Below are 16,802 nucleotides of genomic sequence, written 5' to 3'. Positions count from 1 at the left end.
ATGGCGGTGAGGGGGGGATTGACTCGCTTCGCTCGCCCTGCGGGCGTCATGGCCTGCGGCCATTCCGTCCAACGGGCTGTGCCCGTTGTCGACCCCCGGTCGGGGATTCTCATCCCCCCTATTGGGGAACATAAAAGAAAAGAGCCGATACATAAGTACCGGCTCTTTTCTGAAAGATGGCGGTGAGGGGGGATTGACTCGCTTCGCTCGCCCTGCGGGCGTCATGGCCTGCGGCCATTCCGTCCAACGGGCTGCGCCCGTTGTCGAACCCCGGTCGGGGATTCTCATCCCCCCTATTGGGGAACATAAAAGAAAAGAGCCGATACATAAGTACCGGCTCTTTTCTGAAAGATGGCGGTGAGGGGGTCTGCCATATTTACGTTCATTATCATTCGCGTTAATCATAATTATTTATTTATATACAATGTGTTGTCATTATTCTTTGTTCGCTGGTGTATTGCTATCTTTTCGTAAATCCGTCATTTTATGCAGTACAGGATGCATTACAGAAGAGTGGGAATTATGCCAAAGAAAGCCAGAGAACTGTCTGCCTTAGCCGTTTCCAGACTTAAAGCGGAAGGTCGCTATGCGGTGGGTGGTGTTGACGGATTGTATCTGCGGATCGCCGGGCGCTCACGCGCATGGGTCCTTTGCGTTGCGATGGGCACCCGAATAAACAGGGCAGGTAAGACCGTTCCCCGGCGACTGAATATGGGTCTTGGCCCGTATCAGGAAGTTTCACTGGCAGAAGCGCGTGATAAGGCGCGTGAACTGCGCAGGCAGATCCGTAATGGCATTGATCCGCTCAAAGAAAAACATGCCCAAAAAGCACATCAGGAAAAAACAGCCCGTAAACAGAAGACGTTCCGTGAATGTGCGGAAGCCGTGCTGGAAATTAAGGGGCGCGAACTGAAGAGCAAAAAGCATGTCGCACAGTGGCGCTCTTCACTGGAGACCTATGCTTATCCGGTTATTGGTCAGAAAAGAGTGGGTGAGATTACCAAGACCGATCTGCTGGCGATACTGGAACCCATCTGGTTAACCAAAAACGAAACCGCCAGCCGCGTGCGTGGTCGTATTGAAACTGTTCTGGATTACGCTAAAGCGAAAGAATACCTTGACGGGGATAACCCCGCTGCGTGGAAGGGGATGCTGAAGCCGCTGTTGCCAATGCCAAGTAAGGTGCAGAACAAAAAACATCATGCTGCGTTGCCGTATGGTGAACTTGGTACGTTTATGACTGAACTTCGCACCCGGACAGGTATATCGGCCAGAGCACTGGAATTTTCTGTTCTGACCGTTGCCCGTTCCGGTGAAATTCGTGGTGCGGTGTGGGATGAAATCGATCTGGCGGCAAAAACATGGACTATTCCGGCAGAAAGGATGAAGGCCAGTAAAGAACATCGTGTTCCGCTGTCTGATGCTGCGGTGGCATTGCTTAAAATGCTGCCCCGGTTTAAGGACAATAATCTTGTTTTCCCTGCTCCGCGCGGCGGGCAACTGTCGGATATGTCATTAACAGCGGTATTAAAGCGCATGGGCCGCAGCGATTTGACCCAGCATGGTTTTCGCTCCACGTTCAGGGAATGGGCCGGGGAAACCACATCCTACCAGCGGGAAGTGATTGAACATGCGCTGGCCCATCAGTTGGCGGATAAAGCAGAAGCAGCCTACCAGCGTGGCACCCTGTGGCCCAAACGTGTTGCGCTGATGGATGACTGGACCGATTATTGCGGATATGAGCCTGTCGATAAGGCAGCATAAACAGAAGGGATGCTAATGAAAGCAAGTGAAGTGATGGTATCGGTAAAACGCTGGTTCAGCCTGCGCAATTATGATCTTTTACAGGAGATCACGGCTGGCGACCTGAGCGATGAAATCAACCGGCGAGCTTCACTGCTACGGTATGATTTCGATTACGGGAATGATACCCGTCGCCTGCGATGTCTGGAGTATGAAGCCCGGATACTGGCGGGCAATCCCCTTCTGGTCAGTTCCACGACAAAAGCACCAACGGCCCGGAAAATCAATCCTCTCACTGACGCCAGCCTTCATGTCCGGCATATCACGGTCGCTGACATTGGTCGCTATGAAGCCCGGCTGAGTGAACTGGATTTACTCCGGCGCGGTGATGGCTCGTCAGGACCCGTCTCGAAAGAGGATGGCAGACGCAGGCTGACTGATATTGATGAGCTGAACGCCGATCACCCGCTGTATCTGTGGCTGAATATCGACTTGCTGACTGATGAGGAAGTGGTGGAGCATGTGAAAAGAATGCTTCCCCGGTGGAGAAAAGAGTATGGCACTGCCGAACCGGCGATTAACACGTCCCGGTTTGGGCTCAGTACGGTGAAGAAGCTGATCCACTACAGGATTATCCCGATGCTGGATCTGATGCTGTGGGAAAAACGCAATGGTGCCCGGATCTCGTATGAACAGATGTCGAGACTGCTCTATCCCGATGACTCGAACGTGATCAGGGGAGGCGCCCAGATTAAGGATACCGACAGACCGCTTGCTGAAAGGGCGCTGACGCGTGAATTTGACCGTCTGTTTAACCTATGGCTGAGCAAAAATGACTACCTTATGGACACGAAAATCGCTGATGTGATGAAGATGGACGAGGAGGAGACAGTCTGAGCTTATCCCACTCCACGACGGGGCTGTAACGAAGGCTGGCCCCGTTTTTCAAACCCAGCGAAATCCACAAAATTTATTTTTCCCCGAAAACCGCACCCCGCTATTTTCCCGAAGAAAAGAGTTATCTGATGTCTGCATCCGGCGATGTCAGTTCTGGCTACCATAGCTCCTGTTGAAACAAAACAGGAGATAAAGATGAAAAACAACACAACGAAGAGATTTATCCGCGTCCCGGAAGTATTAAGACGAGTGGGCTTTGGTCGAACCAAACTGTATGAACTTATCCGGCAGGGCCGCTTTCCTGAGCAGGTGAAGATAGGGCCGAGGACGGTTGCTTTTGTTGAAAGCGAAATCGATGAATGGATGGAAGCTACTATTCGGAAATCACGCCAGAACGCAGCATAAAATATAAATACCGTTTCCGGGCGAATAGATATTTTTCGCTCAGGGACTCTTATTATCTTAAACAATAAAAGGGCAATATATGAAAATAGAACTTAATACGACAGAGCAGTTTATCAGTGAAGCAGGGGATTCGTATAACCGTTATATGAATAAACGACTTCGGAACCAGCCTGTGCATTTCTACCACCTACTGAAAAATAAGGAGGATATGAACGAAGTGATAGAACATATCATCGGTAAAACAAAGAACAGTTTTTATGGGACTGAAGATGAACAAAAAGCGGAACGGATCTCCGGGAGTGTTAACTATGTGAAAGTAAAACAGCATCTTCGACAGATTTGGATTGTGTATAAGTGTGTATACCGCTGATGTTCATACAAATATTTTGCTATTCCAATATTAAACTAAAGAGGAAATAAAAATGAATACATTTAAAAATAAATCTACTGAAATCTTTTATGTTGTGTCTTTGCATATCTATGCGGAGCTTTTTAACTCAAAGGATAAAACGACATCAAATATGATTATAACGCATGTAATGGATCATAAGTTTATCTGTAGGCTAATCGATTTTGCGATGAGAAATGCTGAAAAACACCTTTTGAAAAAAGCATGGAAAAAGAACGCTGCAGAAAAACTGTCTGAGGTGGACTTTAAAGAGGTAAAACAGGCATTAGCCAAAATGCATTACACTGTTCTGGCGGAAACAATATGTTGATGTGTTCTGACGTCTATCTGCCCCTTTATGGGGCTGATAACCGGATGATTGAGGTGTGTTAGCTCAGATGCGAGTTGACCGTTTTCTCATGCCACGCACAATAAAATATTACAGTCTGCTATGAGTGAGGAGCGGAAATTCCCTGTTGTTCTCACAACTAATAATGGCATTACAAACATCGCGATGTATATATCAATGGAGAGTTTGTAATCATTATAAATCAATTGGTTAGTATGTGTGATTAGAGTAGGTGATGGATGATAAAACCATCACCTTGAATGTAGGATTATGGTGGTATTTATAAGTTAATTAATCTCATTCTTGTTGATATATAGGCGTTAGCTATTTGTTTACCAACCGTAGTTAGTACGGTATAATCTACATTTTGTATCCCTATAGCCTTTTCTATTTTTCCTGTGAATGTCGATAGTTTTACTTTTTGTTCACTGTTGTTTAAATCCAATCCTGTTCTTTTCTTTATGTCCTGTATAAATGTTGGTTTACGGAATGGGGATTGAATGATGCACCCTAATGCTATAAGCATGCTATAATCAACCGGGTCAATCTCATGGTCTTTGAATACAACATCTATTTTATTGTTATATAGATCGATATAAAGATCATAAACATGTTGTTTGTTTATTTTTATATCATTTGGGAATGAAAAATCATCGCCAATTTCTTCTGTTGTATCTTTTGCAGGATCTACAACGCAATAAGCACCAGTTTTATTTTGTAATAGTTTTACAATATCTTTAACATAGTATATTAAAGCTATGTGCCTTATTTGTTTTACACTAAGTTTTGTAGCAACGTTGATTGCTAGATCGATAGAGGAAAGCTCCTCATGATCACCATCTAATTCATTTATCTTTTTTACAACTAAATTTAATAGAGTTGATTTTTCTGTTCTTTCCGGGCATTTTGCAAAGCATTTAGCTGATTCAAAAAGAGAATATTGAATGTCAGGTGTTGATAGCTTTTGGTTTAATGTATCTGCATCTGTTTTTTGAGTTACTAACTCAGATATTAAATCTCTAATGTATTCATCTGTTGACTCAATTATCTTCTTTTTGGCTTCTTCTTGGAAGGATGGCATGCTTTCATAAAGCATGGATTTCACAACGTGACCTATAAATTTCTCATCAAAATTATTTATTATTGTTGTGTTGTTATTCCCTTCTGTTTTTACTATGTTTGAGTTGTCTCCTGTGTTAATCCCTTTATCAAACATGGCTATCCTCTCTTTGTTATTTTTGATGTGTTTTTTGAACCATTAATGACAACAATATTTGAGTTGTCACCAGCAGTTATACTACCATTCGGTTTCTTGGTCTTTAGCTCAATTAAACCACATGAGGCAGATAAGAGAGTGCCTATGGCACCAATGATGTAAAATAAATTTTGGGGGGATTGTTGGTATTTATGTATTGAATATACAACGGAAAATAACCCAACAAAAAAAAGCATCCACCGAATAATCTTACCCATTTATACCTCATCTATTATGAATGTCTTCTACGGGGTATTGTTAATCTCTTTTACTTTTTTTGCAAGTGGTGGTGAGCCAAAAACTATAGAGCATGTCAATGTTTCGCTAATATTAGGCGTAATATGTACAGTTTTTTCTATTAGTGGCACATACATTCCCAGTTCGAGCTGCGGCTCTTGACACAGAGTTGCCTGTCAGATTGGCTTTAACCCTGTGCTGTAATAGTGCCAGCTCAAATCTGAGCTAATGTAATTAAGGTGCTATTCTGCGGCGAGATTTGTTTTGCTGCTGCTGTTCGAAGGTTGAGGCTATGGTCGATAGTTGGTCAAGACTCTGTTCAATTGAACGCTGGAACTCAACAGCGGCTTCTGTACGCTGTTTTATGGCTAAGGCAATTATTTCTTCATCACTCTTTTCTGAAATGGCCTTACGATATAACACGCGGTCGTTAAATAGATCAAAATTACCTGATGATTTCGCTGATGTGTTAGCTTTTGAACTGCTGATGGGATTTAACTCGTCAATAAAACATTCAATAAGAGATTCTCTCTTTTTTTCAAGTCTGCGAAGTTCAGTGTGGGCAGATTTGAATTTCTGGGCCTTGACTAATGGAACATCATCAGAACGTAGTCTACGATATTCTTTTCGATATTGTTCAATCGGAATATGATTTTTTAGTTCTTTGACTGTATTTACGTATTCGATTAAATCACTGTTGTCTGTTTTTACTTTTCTCATATAAAACCTCGTCAATAAAATAGGGGATATATTTATATTACGAGGTATAGCGGAAGTGTCAAATTAGCGAGGATAGTTTGCTTATTAGTTTTCAATAACGAATCTTTATATGTTTATTCCTATCCATCATGACGCTAATTATATTGCCAATCAGTGATTGAATGATGTATCATTTTGATGTTTAGATATTGAGTTAAGCCTAATGGAGAAAAGATGGTGTCTATAGATGAAAGATTTCTCGATTTTATTAGATCTAAGAAAAACAATATAGTATTGGACGATATTAAAGATGATTTCAAAAAAAATGACGGTACTAACTCGAAAATGGCGGATTATTTGTTATTTAATAGAGATGTTATTTTAGAGCAAAAATTACTAACAAATGATAGGACTGATTTAATAAATGAAAAACTTAATGAGCTAGCCAAAACTGATGAATGGCTCAAAAGAAGTTGGTTCGGTAGGGTTCATATTGAGGAATTGATTCAAAAACACCCCGATTCAGATGCTTTCAGAAAAAAGATAATGGATTATGCTTATAGAAATATAAAAGATCTTGTAGCGACCTCTAATAGACAGATTAGGGCAACAAAGGAATCTTTAAACATTCCTAGAGCAGTCGGTGGACTTGTTATTCTTAATGAATCGATAATGCCTTATGAATCTGAAAATATAATGACAGAACTTAATTTTCTTGTTGAAAATCCACATTATGAACATGTCGATTTTGTCCTCTATATATCAGAACTACGTAGATCAACACATAATATGATTGATATGTCAGCAATGATAAAAAGTAGGTCTCCAAGATATGAGTTTGTAAACTGGTATATAAAAAACGTGTTCTCATTCGATTTCGCTTCATTTTTTAATCACCCCATACAGTTTTTATAGTAGGGTGGGAGTTTGTGAAAATGCCTTGGCTTTATGGAGCTATCTTTCATATAAGAGCTGCTTGAGTAAACATCTTTCTTGAAACTACGGTGTTTTCCCTTGGCAATTAATTTTATTGCCTCTATCCTTCTATCTTCTTTTTGGTTTTTGCATTTTTGTCCTTCAAGTAATAAGTTTTCATGAAAGTTAAACGATCACCATTAAACATATAGTCTGGATTAATAAAATAATAGTTTTGTATCATGGTCTCAGCAATAAATTTCTTGTCAGCAAGTTCTTTCATACCTTTGAAATAAGTAGTTCTTGATATTTTTACGATATCTTGATCAACGATATCGAATGACATCAATATCGTGTCTGTATCTTTATTATCTCTGATAGCAAGATAAAGTATCTTGAATACTTTCTTACCGGAGGAAGACAAACCTTCAATAGCTGATACGCCATCCACATAAAGCTTCACGAACTGTGTCTTGTCTACTTCCATAGACTGAAAGAAACCACCATTACCAACTTGCTCTCCCGTACTCTCATTAATTAATGCTAATCGATCTTTTCCTGTAGTAATACGTCTGACGCCAGTTTTTGTATGTAGACTTGTATCATTAAGAAATGGGTTTTTAGTATGACGTGGGAGACCTCTTCTTGATTTCTTTACTTCAGTTTGTATCTTATTTTCTATCATGGTATTTACTCCTTTATTTTTTTAGTTATACATTTAAGTAAATACTATATTTTGTGTGCAAGTCAATACTTAAAGTTTAAATTTTTTAAAATAACTAACACTTGATATTTTTACGTATAAAACTTGTAGTGCTACAGAATATATACAAATAACACTTTATTATTTTTATTTGAGAATAGTTATCAACTTAAGTACCGGGATTCGGGACTTTAACTCCCGAGAGTGCGTACTTTGTTTTAAGCTATAGCTGGCTTGAGAGCATTTTTCTTCTTCATTATTCAAATAGCGAAGCTTTGGATGACATTTTAAAGAATGTAATATTGAAAATAGTTCTTCTTTTTAGTTGATTGGTGCCATTTTGATAATGGCACCAGTGGTGTTATCTGTGTTATTTTTCCTACTATGTTATTACAGCGAAGTGATTGTTTTCTACAATCACGAACCGCTGCTACTATCGGGACTGCTTGATTAATTTTACTTTAACTTTATATGCGTCTACGACGAGATCTTTTTTGGATAAATCCAATATTAACAGGGGCAAGCCCTGTTCAGCAGAGTGATTGTTCGCAACAATCACGAAGTGCTGCTACCAAGGATATAGTTTTCCTATGTGTTTAAGAGCAAATGCTATATGTCAGAGGGAAAATGCTATGTTCGAACATAGGATCTGAATTCTAACTTGATAGTGAAAACAGAACTAATAATGAGCGGATAGATTTTTTAAATACCACAATCTCGAAGTCAATGAACAAATGTCAGTGTCAGGGCGTAGACGTGCGTAAGCACAGAGATAAAGATCTTTTCAAAAAGAAGTTTAAAAATATGGATAAAGCAAAAATATATTTGATTTTAAGGCTTACGCTAGAGTACTAAATAGTAATAAATGAAAAATGGAAAAACAAAAATGAACAATATTAAAATGATAACACTCTTCCATTCCCATGACAAAACACCATTTATGATCTGTATTGTAAACAAAGTAGAAGATACAGAACACGGGGTGAAATTAACTCTTGAAAACGGTAATGATATTTGTGTCAATAATTATAGCCATTACCTATTATCAGAGTCTGTAAGTCGTCGCGACGAAGACAGGTTAAAGAATGTTTATATTCGCTTGGTTTCTGAACTCAGCCAGATGAGTGAGGAAACAATAAGAGCGATGATGTCATAAAACAATGCTAATTATGCTTTTATATATTTTACTAAGAGGCTTAAGTGAATTTAAACCTCTTAAAAATATCACTGAATTATTTATATTTTTTTTCCCTGAATTTTTTAATCTTAAAATAAATCATGGTTCTAGAATCATATGTATTGGTCAATGACATTAAATATTTAAAACATAGTAATGCCGATATAATTAATGTTATAGATACCAAGTAGAAAAATATTTGTTGCTCCTTTATGCTTTCGTTTATATATTTAATATCATTTTCGTCAATAAAAGATTTGCAAATAGCTTTGACTTCCTTTTTATCAAAGGATAATGTTTTATTATTGAACACTGTTTTGTTTAAGTTATCTTCTTCAGGAGAACACATTTTTGCGTTAATTACCCACGGTTTTGCAGCTTTATCAAAAAAGCTAAATTCAATAGCATTGTCAGTGTTTATCCAAAACCATCCAGTAGAGTTCATTTTGACTAACAATGCTGGTTTAATTGCAATAGTAAAAGTTTGTAATGTAGTGAATAGAGCAATGAATATACATATAAAGACACCAGTTAAGTAAAGTTTATTTATTTTTCTTACTCTCAATGTATCAATATCGAAATGCCTTTTAAGTTTTGATATCAATCTGAAATCCAGTTCATATTTCCTTACCCACTCTTCAAAACGTGTTATTTGCCTTTTTGATGTGGCATTTGTATTGTAATGGAAATTGAATTTTTCAATGTCAATAATATCATCGATTAGATCATTTTTATTTTTCTTTCTATAGCCAATTAAAAATATAAATAATTTATTGGATATGGAAAATCCAGATTTTGCTTTCCATCTGATATAGTAAAATGCTCCGAATATGATAAATATTAATGCTATAGAATATATTAACTCATTATTAATAAGTCGTGAGGTATAGGATGTAAAGATGTCAAATAAAGTATTCATCATAAATTCCTTTTTGAAAAATGTCATTTATTATACAAGAAAATTAAGTAAGTGAAAAATCTATAAGGCTCGTAGTTTGTTACAGGGTGTTCTTAATATAAGACCAAGATGCATCTAAGATATGTAGAGGTAAAAAGAAAAAGGAGTAAATTATATTTAAATTCTCATATTGAATGCATAGTTTAATTTAAAATGATAAGAGAGAACGATATGATAGGCAGAATATTAAAAGATTAGCGACTACAGCGTTAACATAAATATAAATGTATAGGTGTTGATATCGGTATCGATTCTTTAAACTTTTGATCAGAAAAAATCTAAGTTTTGGAAATATTGTTGTGGTTATATATGAGAAAGACCTTCATGAGATTAATGATTCTCTTTACAAGTTTGCAGAAAGATATAAGCATCTTTAAAAACCATATCAGCTCATATCTCTTGTTTTAGCGTAAAATGCGAAAACAGTTGATGTTCAGGTAAACTCTATTTGTCAAGGTTATCAATTTTGGCAATTAGATTTTCTATATCGTCTGCAGAAAGTTTGTCAAAGTTCATCACGATAGTGGCAAGGTGGTCATTTTCGACATAAAAATATGCTAATGGCACCTTTAGCGTCTCGGCTAACTTTTGTGCTGTTTGTATATCGGCTTCATGGACACCTTTCTCATATCGATTAATGCGGGTACTTGCTACAAATTCATCGATTCCGGCAGCGATACCTAACTTCTTTTGAGAAAAACCAGCAGCCAACCGCGCTTCTTTCAGACGCTTACAGAAAATATCTCTATGGGATTCTCGCTGGGTCATAAGCACTCTCATCATCAAGAGCTACGAGAATCGTAGTTTTCCCTTGTTTTCGATACTACGTTTAACGTAGTATTAGCCAAGAATGATGTATTGGTCTGTTGATGCTTACAGTTTGAACAGTGTTAGATGCCATTTCGGATTAGTGATTGAAATTGTTCAAGGGTTGTCTCTGTCTGTATCAGTACAAGTGCTTAGTCTGTTATCACTGATGGGATATGAAAATGAAAAAGGTCTTTCTTGTGGCAGGTGCTGTGTTAGTTCTGGCGGGATGTGGTGAAAAAGGCGATTTCGAGAAAGCGATCAATGCCAAGATCGGGCAGACCAGATACTGCTTCTCGCTGGATAATAACAACACCAGTTTCCCCATCCGTCTTGCCAAACCACGATTTGATCAGACTGGCACAGGGACAAATTCAGTGATCCTCGATGGATTTATTGAGCAGGGAATGATGGTCTTTGAGCAGGGCTATGATTCGAACGTATTAGGGATAACAGAGGAAGGAGTAAAAGCCAAAGTCTGGAGCACAACAGATGGCGCTTGTGTAGGTCGTCGTGCCGTTGACGAGATTAAGGAATGGACGGAACCGGGTAACGGTAGTCAGAAGGTTGTTCGCGTGTCATATACGTGGAAGCTGGTTGACGTTCCGGGCTGGATTGACAAAAAAGCGTTCGCCAACGTTAAAGGGATGAATGAACCTGCTGATGGTGCAATGAATCTCGTTAAAACCAACAATGGCTGGAAAGCCAATTAAGGACACCATCATGGAAAACAATACCATCAAATGCCCGTTCTGTTTTAAAGAGAGTCAGCGAGGGGTTCATGTCTGTACTGGCTGTTTAGCGACGGTGTTATATGGCACCTTTCCCGGCTGGTATGCGTTTGTTGTTCTCTTCCTGACTTTTGGTTTGTCAGCGGTGATCGGAATGTCTACAGGCATGGCGGGGGCTACTATCAGCCTCCCGTTAATTGCTATTGTTGGATTTGTAGCGGGCAAAGCGATTTTCTCTGATAATGTTGTGTATAGGCGAAGAATGTAATAAAAACTTTCAAAATATTATGAAAAAAGCCACTCCGTTATCATATGAAGTGGCTTTTTTGTTTTGAGCGAGACTCTTATGATAGAACCATATCTGCTGTATGATGGTGCAATCTCTTCATACAGTAGGTTTCCATTATGTACACTCGGTTCTTTAAATTGTTATTTCGTTATATAGTTATTGCGTTTGCTGTATACATCATCTGGTTTTACATACCTGATAATGAGATGAAGTTTAATGATAAGATTACAGCCAGTATTGCACTCATCGCTTTGATAATAGCTTGGGATAGTGCCGTAAGTTCTAAAAGCTCAGGTGATATAGCTCAAAAGACATTTGAAGAAAACCAGAAAAGTGCAAACTTCAATAATTTTGAACAGCGTTATAACTCACTGCTTGCTCTTCATAATGACCTACATAAATCGGTCGGTATTTTCCTTGATTCTCCTGATAAGATGGATGGGAAAGGTGGTATAGTAGCATCTGGCGGTAAGTCATACTTTCAAAATATACGAAAAATGAAAACACTTGAGGAAGCCCATAATACACTAATGGGGCACTCTGTTATCAGTCCCTATATGAGAGTTCTTTACCATCTTTTGAAACACATCTTTACGTATTCAACTAATCCTGATATTTATAAAAAATATACATCCCCATTACGCTCACTTATTCGTAATGATGTTCTTTATCTTGTTGCACTAAATACAGCAATTATCTACAAAGATGGTTCGTTAGATGATAATGGCTATCAAGAGTTTCAGGAGTATCTTCAAAAGAGTGATTTCTTTGAACATACAATATTCACTGCTGATGAGTATAAAAATTTTAATGCTGTTAAAAGTGAAGTAGAATTCAGTTTTGATCAAAACTTTAATACCCCGATTAGGAATTGTATTTTTAATTATGTGAAAACATTGAGGTTCCAAAATGATGTTATTGATTTGCACAAGGATTTAATGCTTTGTGTTATTTTTAAAAATCCGTTTACTCCTCTTGTTAACTCTTATATTGACAATGTTTCACTGGTTGTCAAAGAATCATATAAGTATCACTTAGGTCAGGTTTGTAAATCCGAAAATAGACACTTGGGTCTTCTGAATGATTTATGCGCATATTATGAAATGGAAAATAAAGAAAAGGAACTTACATTGATAAATAATTTCTCTACTCTTCGTGAAATTGCGAATAGTAATAAAGATAAGTATACATTATTCTTCGTAAGACGATCTGATGGATTCTCAGATAATTGCGCCAATGTAGCAAACTGGATTGTTGAGTTTGATAGATATAGAGAAGTATTGCGGCAGCATGAAAATAATAAGTTAAAAGTAGAAAAAGATCTTGACAATATATCAAAATTATTTTCGAGTATGTTTAATGAAAGTAAAGCTAAATATAAACTAAATGGTCTATTTTAGATGTTAGAAAATGGCATCAAATCTATATACCGTTTGCTAATATATTTTTGTTTTTATGTTCTGCCACGATATCCTGATGGTTTCAGTTGTGGGGCGCTATTTTTAAACGAGTGTGGCACGGAAGGGGTGAGATCCAGACTATGATTGCGTTCAAGTAGTTCATCTTTAGGACGGCTTGGGAAACGAACTGTCTCGTCATTATCTGATACGTTTCCACAGAACTCTGCTTCTGATGATTTTTGGTCATTGTTAAATTTGGCGCGTTTTTCAAACTCAGCACGTGAAACACGGATCCCTAACACTTCATCAAACACATAATTTTCAGCAATACGCTTGTCATGATCGGCATCGATGTTATCGGACTTCCTTCTGGCCCATACAAATCTCTCTCTTATATATCCTACTACCAGTAGTGTGAAACGCCTAAAGATACCATTCTGACGCGGTTTAACTTGCTTTCTATTACTTGTAGGAGCACGGTTCATCGCTCTGGTGTTTTGAAGAGATGGGGTTTTCAATTTAGAGGATTTATTCGGTTCAGGAGCAACCAGAACAGGGGATTTCTTCCCTGCGGCACTAACTTTGCTGATCTTATTAGGATCACGGTAAGATTTTACGGCTGGTCTTCTGCTTGTGGTCGATGTCGCTAAAACAGGTTGCTGTTTAGTTGTAGCCGGGAAGTCTGGTAGAACAATCTCTTCGGGTTCAGCAAGATGTGTAATCGTAAAGCTTCTGACATCAACCATGATCTCCAGTGGTAGCTCACTGAATGTCGTATAGACCTTTTTAGCCTCTTCGATTTGACGATTGCGCAGGGCTTGTTCAGCAGATCGTTGTTCCTGTGAATCGGTGTCATTCCATTTGGCACGATGAACACGTTGCATTGCAGGACGATTGGTTTCCGTTGCCTTGGCAAGCCAGAATGCTTTTTCTTCAGCGCTGAATGCTTCTTCTGCTTGGGTAAGGGCATCAGCACATTGAGTTCTGAGAGAACGATGATCGATACGTTCTTCACATCCAGCGGCTTTAAGGTAGCTGTTTGACATGGTGGCCCACGACTCACGCCACTGAACAACCATCTTCTTATCATTCCAGCTTCTGTCTTTTTTGCCGAAGCCAGCAGCGGTGATAGTTTTCAGCGTCAACATAACGTGAGCATGGGGATTCTTACCGTCTAAATCGTGAAAAACGATATCAGCAATCATTCCCTTATCGACAAAGTTTTTCTGGCAGTATTCAGCAACTATTTTTTTCTTGTCATCGTTGTTGAGTTCCACAGGTATAGCGACATCAAAATAACGGGCTGTTTGTCCGTTGTTCTGGCGTTCTACTCTTTCAACTTCGTTCCAGAGAGCTGAGGAGCTTTCAACAATGTGAGCAGGGGCGGAAACAGGTGCTAATATAATATGACCATGAAGATCTGTTCTGTGGCTAAAATCGAAAACCTGTCCAATGCGATCATCTGTAATACGTGTACGGGCATGGTAGGCAGCCTTCGCAACGGAAGTCATACCCTCACTTCGTTTCACAATTTTAAAATCCAGATGAAAAATCGCCATTAATAAATTAACCTCAAATATAAATGCTGCTGTTAGTTTTTCGCCAGAAAAACTTTGGGGTTGACGTTGGTTTTGCTTTTAGCCTGCGGCAGGCAACCGTCGGTAGACCCCACACACTGCTACGCAGTGTATAGGTGGGCATTGTCTTTAAAAAATAAGCCAATGTAAAAACTTCCCCTTAGTTAATTAATACGAAATATACTGATTGTTGTAAAACAAAACGCCGGATTAAGCGGCGCAAACTGGATTAAAGGTGTAGGTTTCACGTCCGTAGGACAAAAAGAGTAAAGAAAAGGCCCGTAAGGGCAAAAGAAGTATTAATTGTTCCCGCCGTAAGGCGGGATAGCTAAAATTGAAGAGAAAAGCTAATAAAACAGAGAGTGTTATGTGTTGCACAATTCACAGGTTAAGAACCGAAAATGGAGTTTAAAATCGACAGGCAAAATTAAAATAACAAACGTACAAAAATAAGTAACGCGGAGAGTGCGGGGCATTTTTAGTCAGTGATTACTATCACATGCGTTGCACAATTTTATTTTTATGGCTTCTAACTTGAGTCTCTACTGCAAAAACATGTTTTTTGGATGGTTTTACTTCTGAGAGCGCAGGTTTCATCTGTAGATATTATTTCATTACATTGACAAACTGATAAAATCACATATTTATTGTGATATGTGTATCTTTAACATGGAGTCTTTGAATGAAAAATATCAGTATAAAAAGCCAAAACCTAATGATGATATTATTTTTATTGCTCATAAATATACTTGCGTTTATGAGCGTTGATACTACGGATAATGAATGGATAATACTATTTGCTTCTTCTATCTTTTTTATGGACTTCGTTATTATAACTATGCTCATTATGTTTTTTATCGTCTATGTTGGTAGTGTCTGGGAGAGACTTTAATTTTTTTAGACGATCTGACACATAAATTTTTGCCTGCTTAAGACTATCTTTCAATGATGTTGTTTTTTCATTTCTACTGAGCTTTACCCACTCATGGAAAGTTATAATTGTTTTAGCAATAGTACAAATAATTATTATATTGAGTTTAATCAGTGTAAAAAAGAATATATTTGGATGCTGCAGTTGTATTTCTAAGCTTGGTAGTTTGGCTAAAAGTAGCCATTCTCCTCCTGTGACGTATGATACTGCAGTAAGGGACGCTGAAATGAACAAAATAAAATCATTGAAATTCTTATAGGAATTTCTTTTCAAATATAAAAAATATATTGGCAGCGAACATACAGTTGAAAGAAGAAGGTAGTATAAGTTAAAGTGATAAGTCGAGAAGTTGGAGTTAAAAAATATAATGCCAACAACAATAACTATGATAGGTGATAATAGAAAAAGTATCAGTAGTATTGCAGTAGATTTTAAACTTTTATTTAGCTTTATGGATGCATCCGTCATTATAAATATTCCTAATAAATAAAAGTTGTCATTTTAGCCACGACTGTTTTTTGATGCAATACTTTTATATCTGCGAAGTTTAACTCAATCTTCCAGAGATACTATAGGTTGTAGGGTGTATTAAAATGAACATTCCACTTAATGCTATAACATTTTATAAATTTGACGTTATTCATCTTTGTGATAATTAAATATGTATAAACAACAAGAGGTAATAACTATGGATAATGAAAGTAAAAGATCAAGAACAGAGAAAACATTAAAGCAAAAAGTGGCATTTGCTCAACTTGAACTTAACCGCCTTAAGTCAATGGAGAAATCAGAGCAAAAGAAAATTGAAACAAGGCTCAAGATTATTCTTGGGGCGGAAGTAGCTAAGGCTATGAATTGTGGTGTCGAAGAAGTGGATAAGGAACTTGTTATGGGTATTTTACTTTCTGCTCCTATGTTGAATGATATTGAACGGATAAAATATATAAAAGCAGGGAGGTGGTTTCTTGCTCAAATGGATGGCAGACAGAAATAAAAAGATTAAATAAATTTCATGACAGGGGTTGATATCTGATTAATATCTGTTATCTATATAAAAGAACAGAACGCTAAATAATCCTTTTGTTAATACTATTTTTTCCTTTTAACTCATGCGTTCTGTTCGACCAGTAAATGTTAATTTTTATGTTGTAAGCGTCATTATTGATTCTTCATCAGATATGATTAATATCCCATGAGGAAGTAATAATGGTAGTAGTGATAACAAATGTTGTTTTTAAATCTCCCAAAAGGCAAAGATCGCTCTTTGCCTTTTTCAATTCATCCGTCTGTCAGATGGAATAATATATATCTTTCTTCACTTATTGCCAGATATGAAAGATG

Annotated in this window: 19 protein-coding genes and 1 other RNA gene; 11 read left to right on the top strand and 9 right to left on the bottom strand. The window is 37.8% G+C overall.

Features of this window, described 5'->3' with window-relative positions:
• Positions 1-177: 177 nt before the first annotated feature.
• A non-coding RNA gene (locus OGW13_RS18955) (RtT sRNA) lies at positions 178-308 on the bottom strand.
• A gap of 214 nt (positions 309-522) precedes the next feature.
• On the opposite strand from OGW13_RS18955, the gene OGW13_RS18950 reads away from it, so the two are divergent.
• The 5 genes from OGW13_RS18950 to OGW13_RS18930 all read left to right on the top strand — a co-directional run bounded on the left by OGW13_RS18950 (position 523) and on the right by OGW13_RS18930 (position 3,764).
• Positions 523-1,764: a tyrosine-type recombinase/integrase gene (locus tag OGW13_RS18950; RefSeq protein WP_287116379.1), complete on the top strand. Its 1,242-nt coding sequence runs from the start codon at positions 523-525 to the stop codon at positions 1,762-1,764.
• Positions 1,765-1,779: 15 nt separating this feature from the next.
• Positions 1,780-2,640 carry a DUF6387 family protein gene (locus tag OGW13_RS18945; RefSeq protein ID WP_287116378.1) on the top strand — a complete coding sequence of 287 codons (861 nt, stop codon included), beginning with the start codon at positions 1,780-1,782 and terminating at the stop codon, positions 2,638-2,640.
• Between the two features lie 195 nt (positions 2,641-2,835).
• Positions 2,836-3,045, top strand: a complete 210-nt coding sequence (locus OGW13_RS18940; protein WP_287116377.1) for a helix-turn-helix transcriptional regulator — start codon at positions 2,836-2,838, stop codon at positions 3,043-3,045.
• Between the two features lie 79 nt (positions 3,046-3,124).
• Positions 3,125-3,415 carry a hypothetical protein gene (locus OGW13_RS18935; RefSeq protein WP_287116376.1) on the top strand — a complete coding sequence of 97 codons (291 nt, stop codon included), beginning with the start codon at positions 3,125-3,127 and terminating at the stop codon, positions 3,413-3,415.
• A gap of 52 nt (positions 3,416-3,467) precedes the next feature.
• The gene (locus OGW13_RS18930; RefSeq protein ID WP_287116375.1) at positions 3,468-3,764 is read left to right on the top strand and encodes a hypothetical protein; all 297 of its coding nucleotides are present in this window, start codon (positions 3,468-3,470) and stop codon (positions 3,762-3,764) included.
• A 298-nt stretch (positions 3,765-4,062) separates the two neighbouring features.
• Here the strand turns inward: OGW13_RS18930 and OGW13_RS18925 are convergent, their stop codons facing one another.
• The 3 genes from OGW13_RS18925 to OGW13_RS18915 form a co-directional block, all read right to left on the bottom strand.
• The gene (locus OGW13_RS18925) at positions 4,063-4,998 is read right to left on the bottom strand and encodes an LPO_1073/Vpar_1526 family protein (RefSeq protein WP_287116374.1); all 936 of its coding nucleotides are present in this window, start codon (positions 4,996-4,998) and stop codon (positions 4,063-4,065) included.
• Positions 4,999-5,000: 2 nt separating this feature from the next.
• A complete protein-coding gene (locus OGW13_RS18920) occupies positions 5,001-5,255 on the bottom strand; it encodes a hypothetical protein (protein ID WP_287116373.1) in 255 nt (84 codons plus the stop codon).
• Between the two features lie 253 nt (positions 5,256-5,508).
• The gene (locus tag OGW13_RS18915; protein ID WP_287116372.1) at positions 5,509-5,994 is read right to left on the bottom strand and encodes a DUF4756 family protein; all 486 of its coding nucleotides are present in this window, start codon (positions 5,992-5,994) and stop codon (positions 5,509-5,511) included.
• Positions 5,995-6,207: 213 nt separating this feature from the next.
• Between OGW13_RS18915 and OGW13_RS18910 the strand changes: the two genes are divergently transcribed.
• Positions 6,208-6,888: a hypothetical protein gene (locus tag OGW13_RS18910; RefSeq protein WP_287116371.1), complete on the top strand. Its 681-nt coding sequence runs from the start codon at positions 6,208-6,210 to the stop codon at positions 6,886-6,888.
• Between the two features lie 121 nt (positions 6,889-7,009).
• On the opposite strand, the gene OGW13_RS18905 is transcribed toward OGW13_RS18910, so the two are convergent.
• Positions 7,010-7,573: a replication/maintenance protein RepL gene (locus OGW13_RS18905; protein WP_287116370.1), complete on the bottom strand. Its 564-nt coding sequence runs from the start codon at positions 7,571-7,573 to the stop codon at positions 7,010-7,012.
• Between the two features lie 904 nt (positions 7,574-8,477).
• Here OGW13_RS18905 and OGW13_RS18900 point away from each other — a divergent pair.
• Complete coding sequence (locus OGW13_RS18900; protein ID WP_287116369.1) at positions 8,478-8,747, top strand: hypothetical protein; 270 nt, start codon at positions 8,478-8,480, stop codon at positions 8,745-8,747.
• Positions 8,748-8,823: 76 nt separating this feature from the next.
• Here OGW13_RS18900 and OGW13_RS18895 read toward each other — a convergent pair whose 3' ends face one another.
• Positions 8,824-9,690, bottom strand: coding sequence for a DUF6216 family protein (locus OGW13_RS18895; RefSeq protein ID WP_287116368.1), 867 nt, complete (start codon positions 9,688-9,690; stop codon positions 8,824-8,826).
• A gap of 480 nt (positions 9,691-10,170) precedes the next feature.
• Positions 10,171-10,494 carry a helix-turn-helix domain-containing protein gene (locus tag OGW13_RS18890; protein ID WP_287116367.1) on the bottom strand — a complete coding sequence of 108 codons (324 nt, stop codon included), beginning with the start codon at positions 10,492-10,494 and terminating at the stop codon, positions 10,171-10,173.
• A 221-nt stretch (positions 10,495-10,715) separates the two neighbouring features.
• Here OGW13_RS18890 and OGW13_RS18885 point away from each other — a divergent pair, with 221 nt between their 5' ends.
• From OGW13_RS18885 to OGW13_RS18875, 3 genes are all read left to right on the top strand, one after another.
• Positions 10,716-11,246, top strand: a complete 531-nt coding sequence (locus OGW13_RS18885; RefSeq protein WP_287116366.1) for a membrane lipoprotein lipid attachment site-containing protein — start codon at positions 10,716-10,718, stop codon at positions 11,244-11,246.
• A 10-nt stretch (positions 11,247-11,256) separates the two neighbouring features.
• Positions 11,257-11,532 carry a hypothetical protein gene (locus OGW13_RS18880; protein WP_287116365.1) on the top strand — a complete coding sequence of 92 codons (276 nt, stop codon included), beginning with the start codon at positions 11,257-11,259 and terminating at the stop codon, positions 11,530-11,532.
• Between the two features lie 227 nt (positions 11,533-11,759).
• Positions 11,760-12,953, top strand: coding sequence for a putative phage abortive infection protein (locus OGW13_RS18875; RefSeq protein WP_287116364.1), 1,194 nt, complete (start codon positions 11,760-11,762; stop codon positions 12,951-12,953).
• A 53-nt stretch (positions 12,954-13,006) separates the two neighbouring features.
• On the opposite strand, the gene mobQ is transcribed toward OGW13_RS18875, so the two are convergent.
• Positions 13,007-14,512, bottom strand: a complete 1,506-nt coding sequence (gene mobQ / locus OGW13_RS18870) for a MobQ family relaxase (RefSeq protein ID WP_287116363.1) — start codon at positions 14,510-14,512, stop codon at positions 13,007-13,009.
• A gap of 811 nt (positions 14,513-15,323) precedes the next feature.
• Positions 15,324-15,929, bottom strand: a complete 606-nt coding sequence (locus tag OGW13_RS18865; protein ID WP_287116362.1) for a hypothetical protein — start codon at positions 15,927-15,929, stop codon at positions 15,324-15,326.
• A gap of 220 nt (positions 15,930-16,149) precedes the next feature.
• Here OGW13_RS18865 and OGW13_RS18860 point away from each other — a divergent pair, with 220 nt between their 5' ends.
• On the top strand, positions 16,150-16,455 hold the full coding sequence (locus tag OGW13_RS18860) for a conjugal transfer protein TraD (protein WP_287116361.1): 306 nt from the start codon (positions 16,150-16,152) through the stop codon (positions 16,453-16,455).
• Positions 16,456-16,802: the final 347 nt, after the last annotated feature.

Source organism: Citrobacter sp. Ca225 (assembly GCF_030337175.1).
Classification (GTDB): Bacteria; Pseudomonadota; Gammaproteobacteria; order Enterobacterales; family Enterobacteriaceae; genus Citrobacter_A; species Citrobacter_A amalonaticus.
The sequence above is the reverse complement of the archived record's forward strand: the minus strand, read 5'-3'. Positions and strand labels throughout refer to the sequence as shown.

Excerpts from the sequence above, each read along its gene's own strand:
- OGW13_RS18950 (WP_287116379.1), top strand. The coding sequence starts at position 523 with ATGCCAAAGAAAGCCAGAGAACTGTCTGCCTTAGCCGTTTCCAGACTT.
- OGW13_RS18945 (WP_287116378.1), top strand. The coding sequence starts at position 1,780 with ATGAAAGCAAGTGAAGTGATGGTATCGGTAAAACGCTGGTTCAGCCTG.
- OGW13_RS18940 (WP_287116377.1), top strand. The coding sequence starts at position 2,836 with ATGAAAAACAACACAACGAAGAGATTTATCCGCGTCCCGGAAGTATTA.
- OGW13_RS18935 (WP_287116376.1), top strand. The coding sequence starts at position 3,125 with ATGAAAATAGAACTTAATACGACAGAGCAGTTTATCAGTGAAGCAGGG.
- OGW13_RS18930 (WP_287116375.1), top strand. The coding sequence starts at position 3,468 with ATGAATACATTTAAAAATAAATCTACTGAAATCTTTTATGTTGTGTCT.
- OGW13_RS18925 (WP_287116374.1), bottom strand. The coding sequence starts at position 4,998 with ATGTTTGATAAAGGGATTAACACAGGAGACAACTCAAACATAGTAAAA.
- OGW13_RS18920 (WP_287116373.1), bottom strand. The coding sequence starts at position 5,255 with ATGGGTAAGATTATTCGGTGGATGCTTTTTTTTGTTGGGTTATTTTCC.
- OGW13_RS18915 (WP_287116372.1), bottom strand. The coding sequence starts at position 5,994 with ATGAGAAAAGTAAAAACAGACAACAGTGATTTAATCGAATACGTAAAT.
- OGW13_RS18910 (WP_287116371.1), top strand. The coding sequence starts at position 6,208 with ATGGTGTCTATAGATGAAAGATTTCTCGATTTTATTAGATCTAAGAAA.
- OGW13_RS18905 (WP_287116370.1), bottom strand. The coding sequence starts at position 7,573 with ATGATAGAAAATAAGATACAAACTGAAGTAAAGAAATCAAGAAGAGGT.
- OGW13_RS18900 (WP_287116369.1), top strand. The coding sequence starts at position 8,478 with ATGAACAATATTAAAATGATAACACTCTTCCATTCCCATGACAAAACA.
- OGW13_RS18895 (WP_287116368.1), bottom strand. The coding sequence starts at position 9,690 with ATGATGAATACTTTATTTGACATCTTTACATCCTATACCTCACGACTT.
- OGW13_RS18890 (WP_287116367.1), bottom strand. The coding sequence starts at position 10,494 with ATGACCCAGCGAGAATCCCATAGAGATATTTTCTGTAAGCGTCTGAAA.
- OGW13_RS18885 (WP_287116366.1), top strand. The coding sequence starts at position 10,716 with ATGAAAAAGGTCTTTCTTGTGGCAGGTGCTGTGTTAGTTCTGGCGGGA.
- OGW13_RS18880 (WP_287116365.1), top strand. The coding sequence starts at position 11,257 with ATGGAAAACAATACCATCAAATGCCCGTTCTGTTTTAAAGAGAGTCAG.
- OGW13_RS18875 (WP_287116364.1), top strand. The coding sequence starts at position 11,760 with ATGAAGTTTAATGATAAGATTACAGCCAGTATTGCACTCATCGCTTTG.
- mobQ (WP_287116363.1), bottom strand. The coding sequence starts at position 14,512 with ATGGCGATTTTTCATCTGGATTTTAAAATTGTGAAACGAAGTGAGGGT.
- OGW13_RS18865 (WP_287116362.1), bottom strand. The coding sequence starts at position 15,929 with ATGACGGATGCATCCATAAAGCTAAATAAAAGTTTAAAATCTACTGCA.
- OGW13_RS18860 (WP_287116361.1), top strand. The coding sequence starts at position 16,150 with ATGGATAATGAAAGTAAAAGATCAAGAACAGAGAAAACATTAAAGCAA.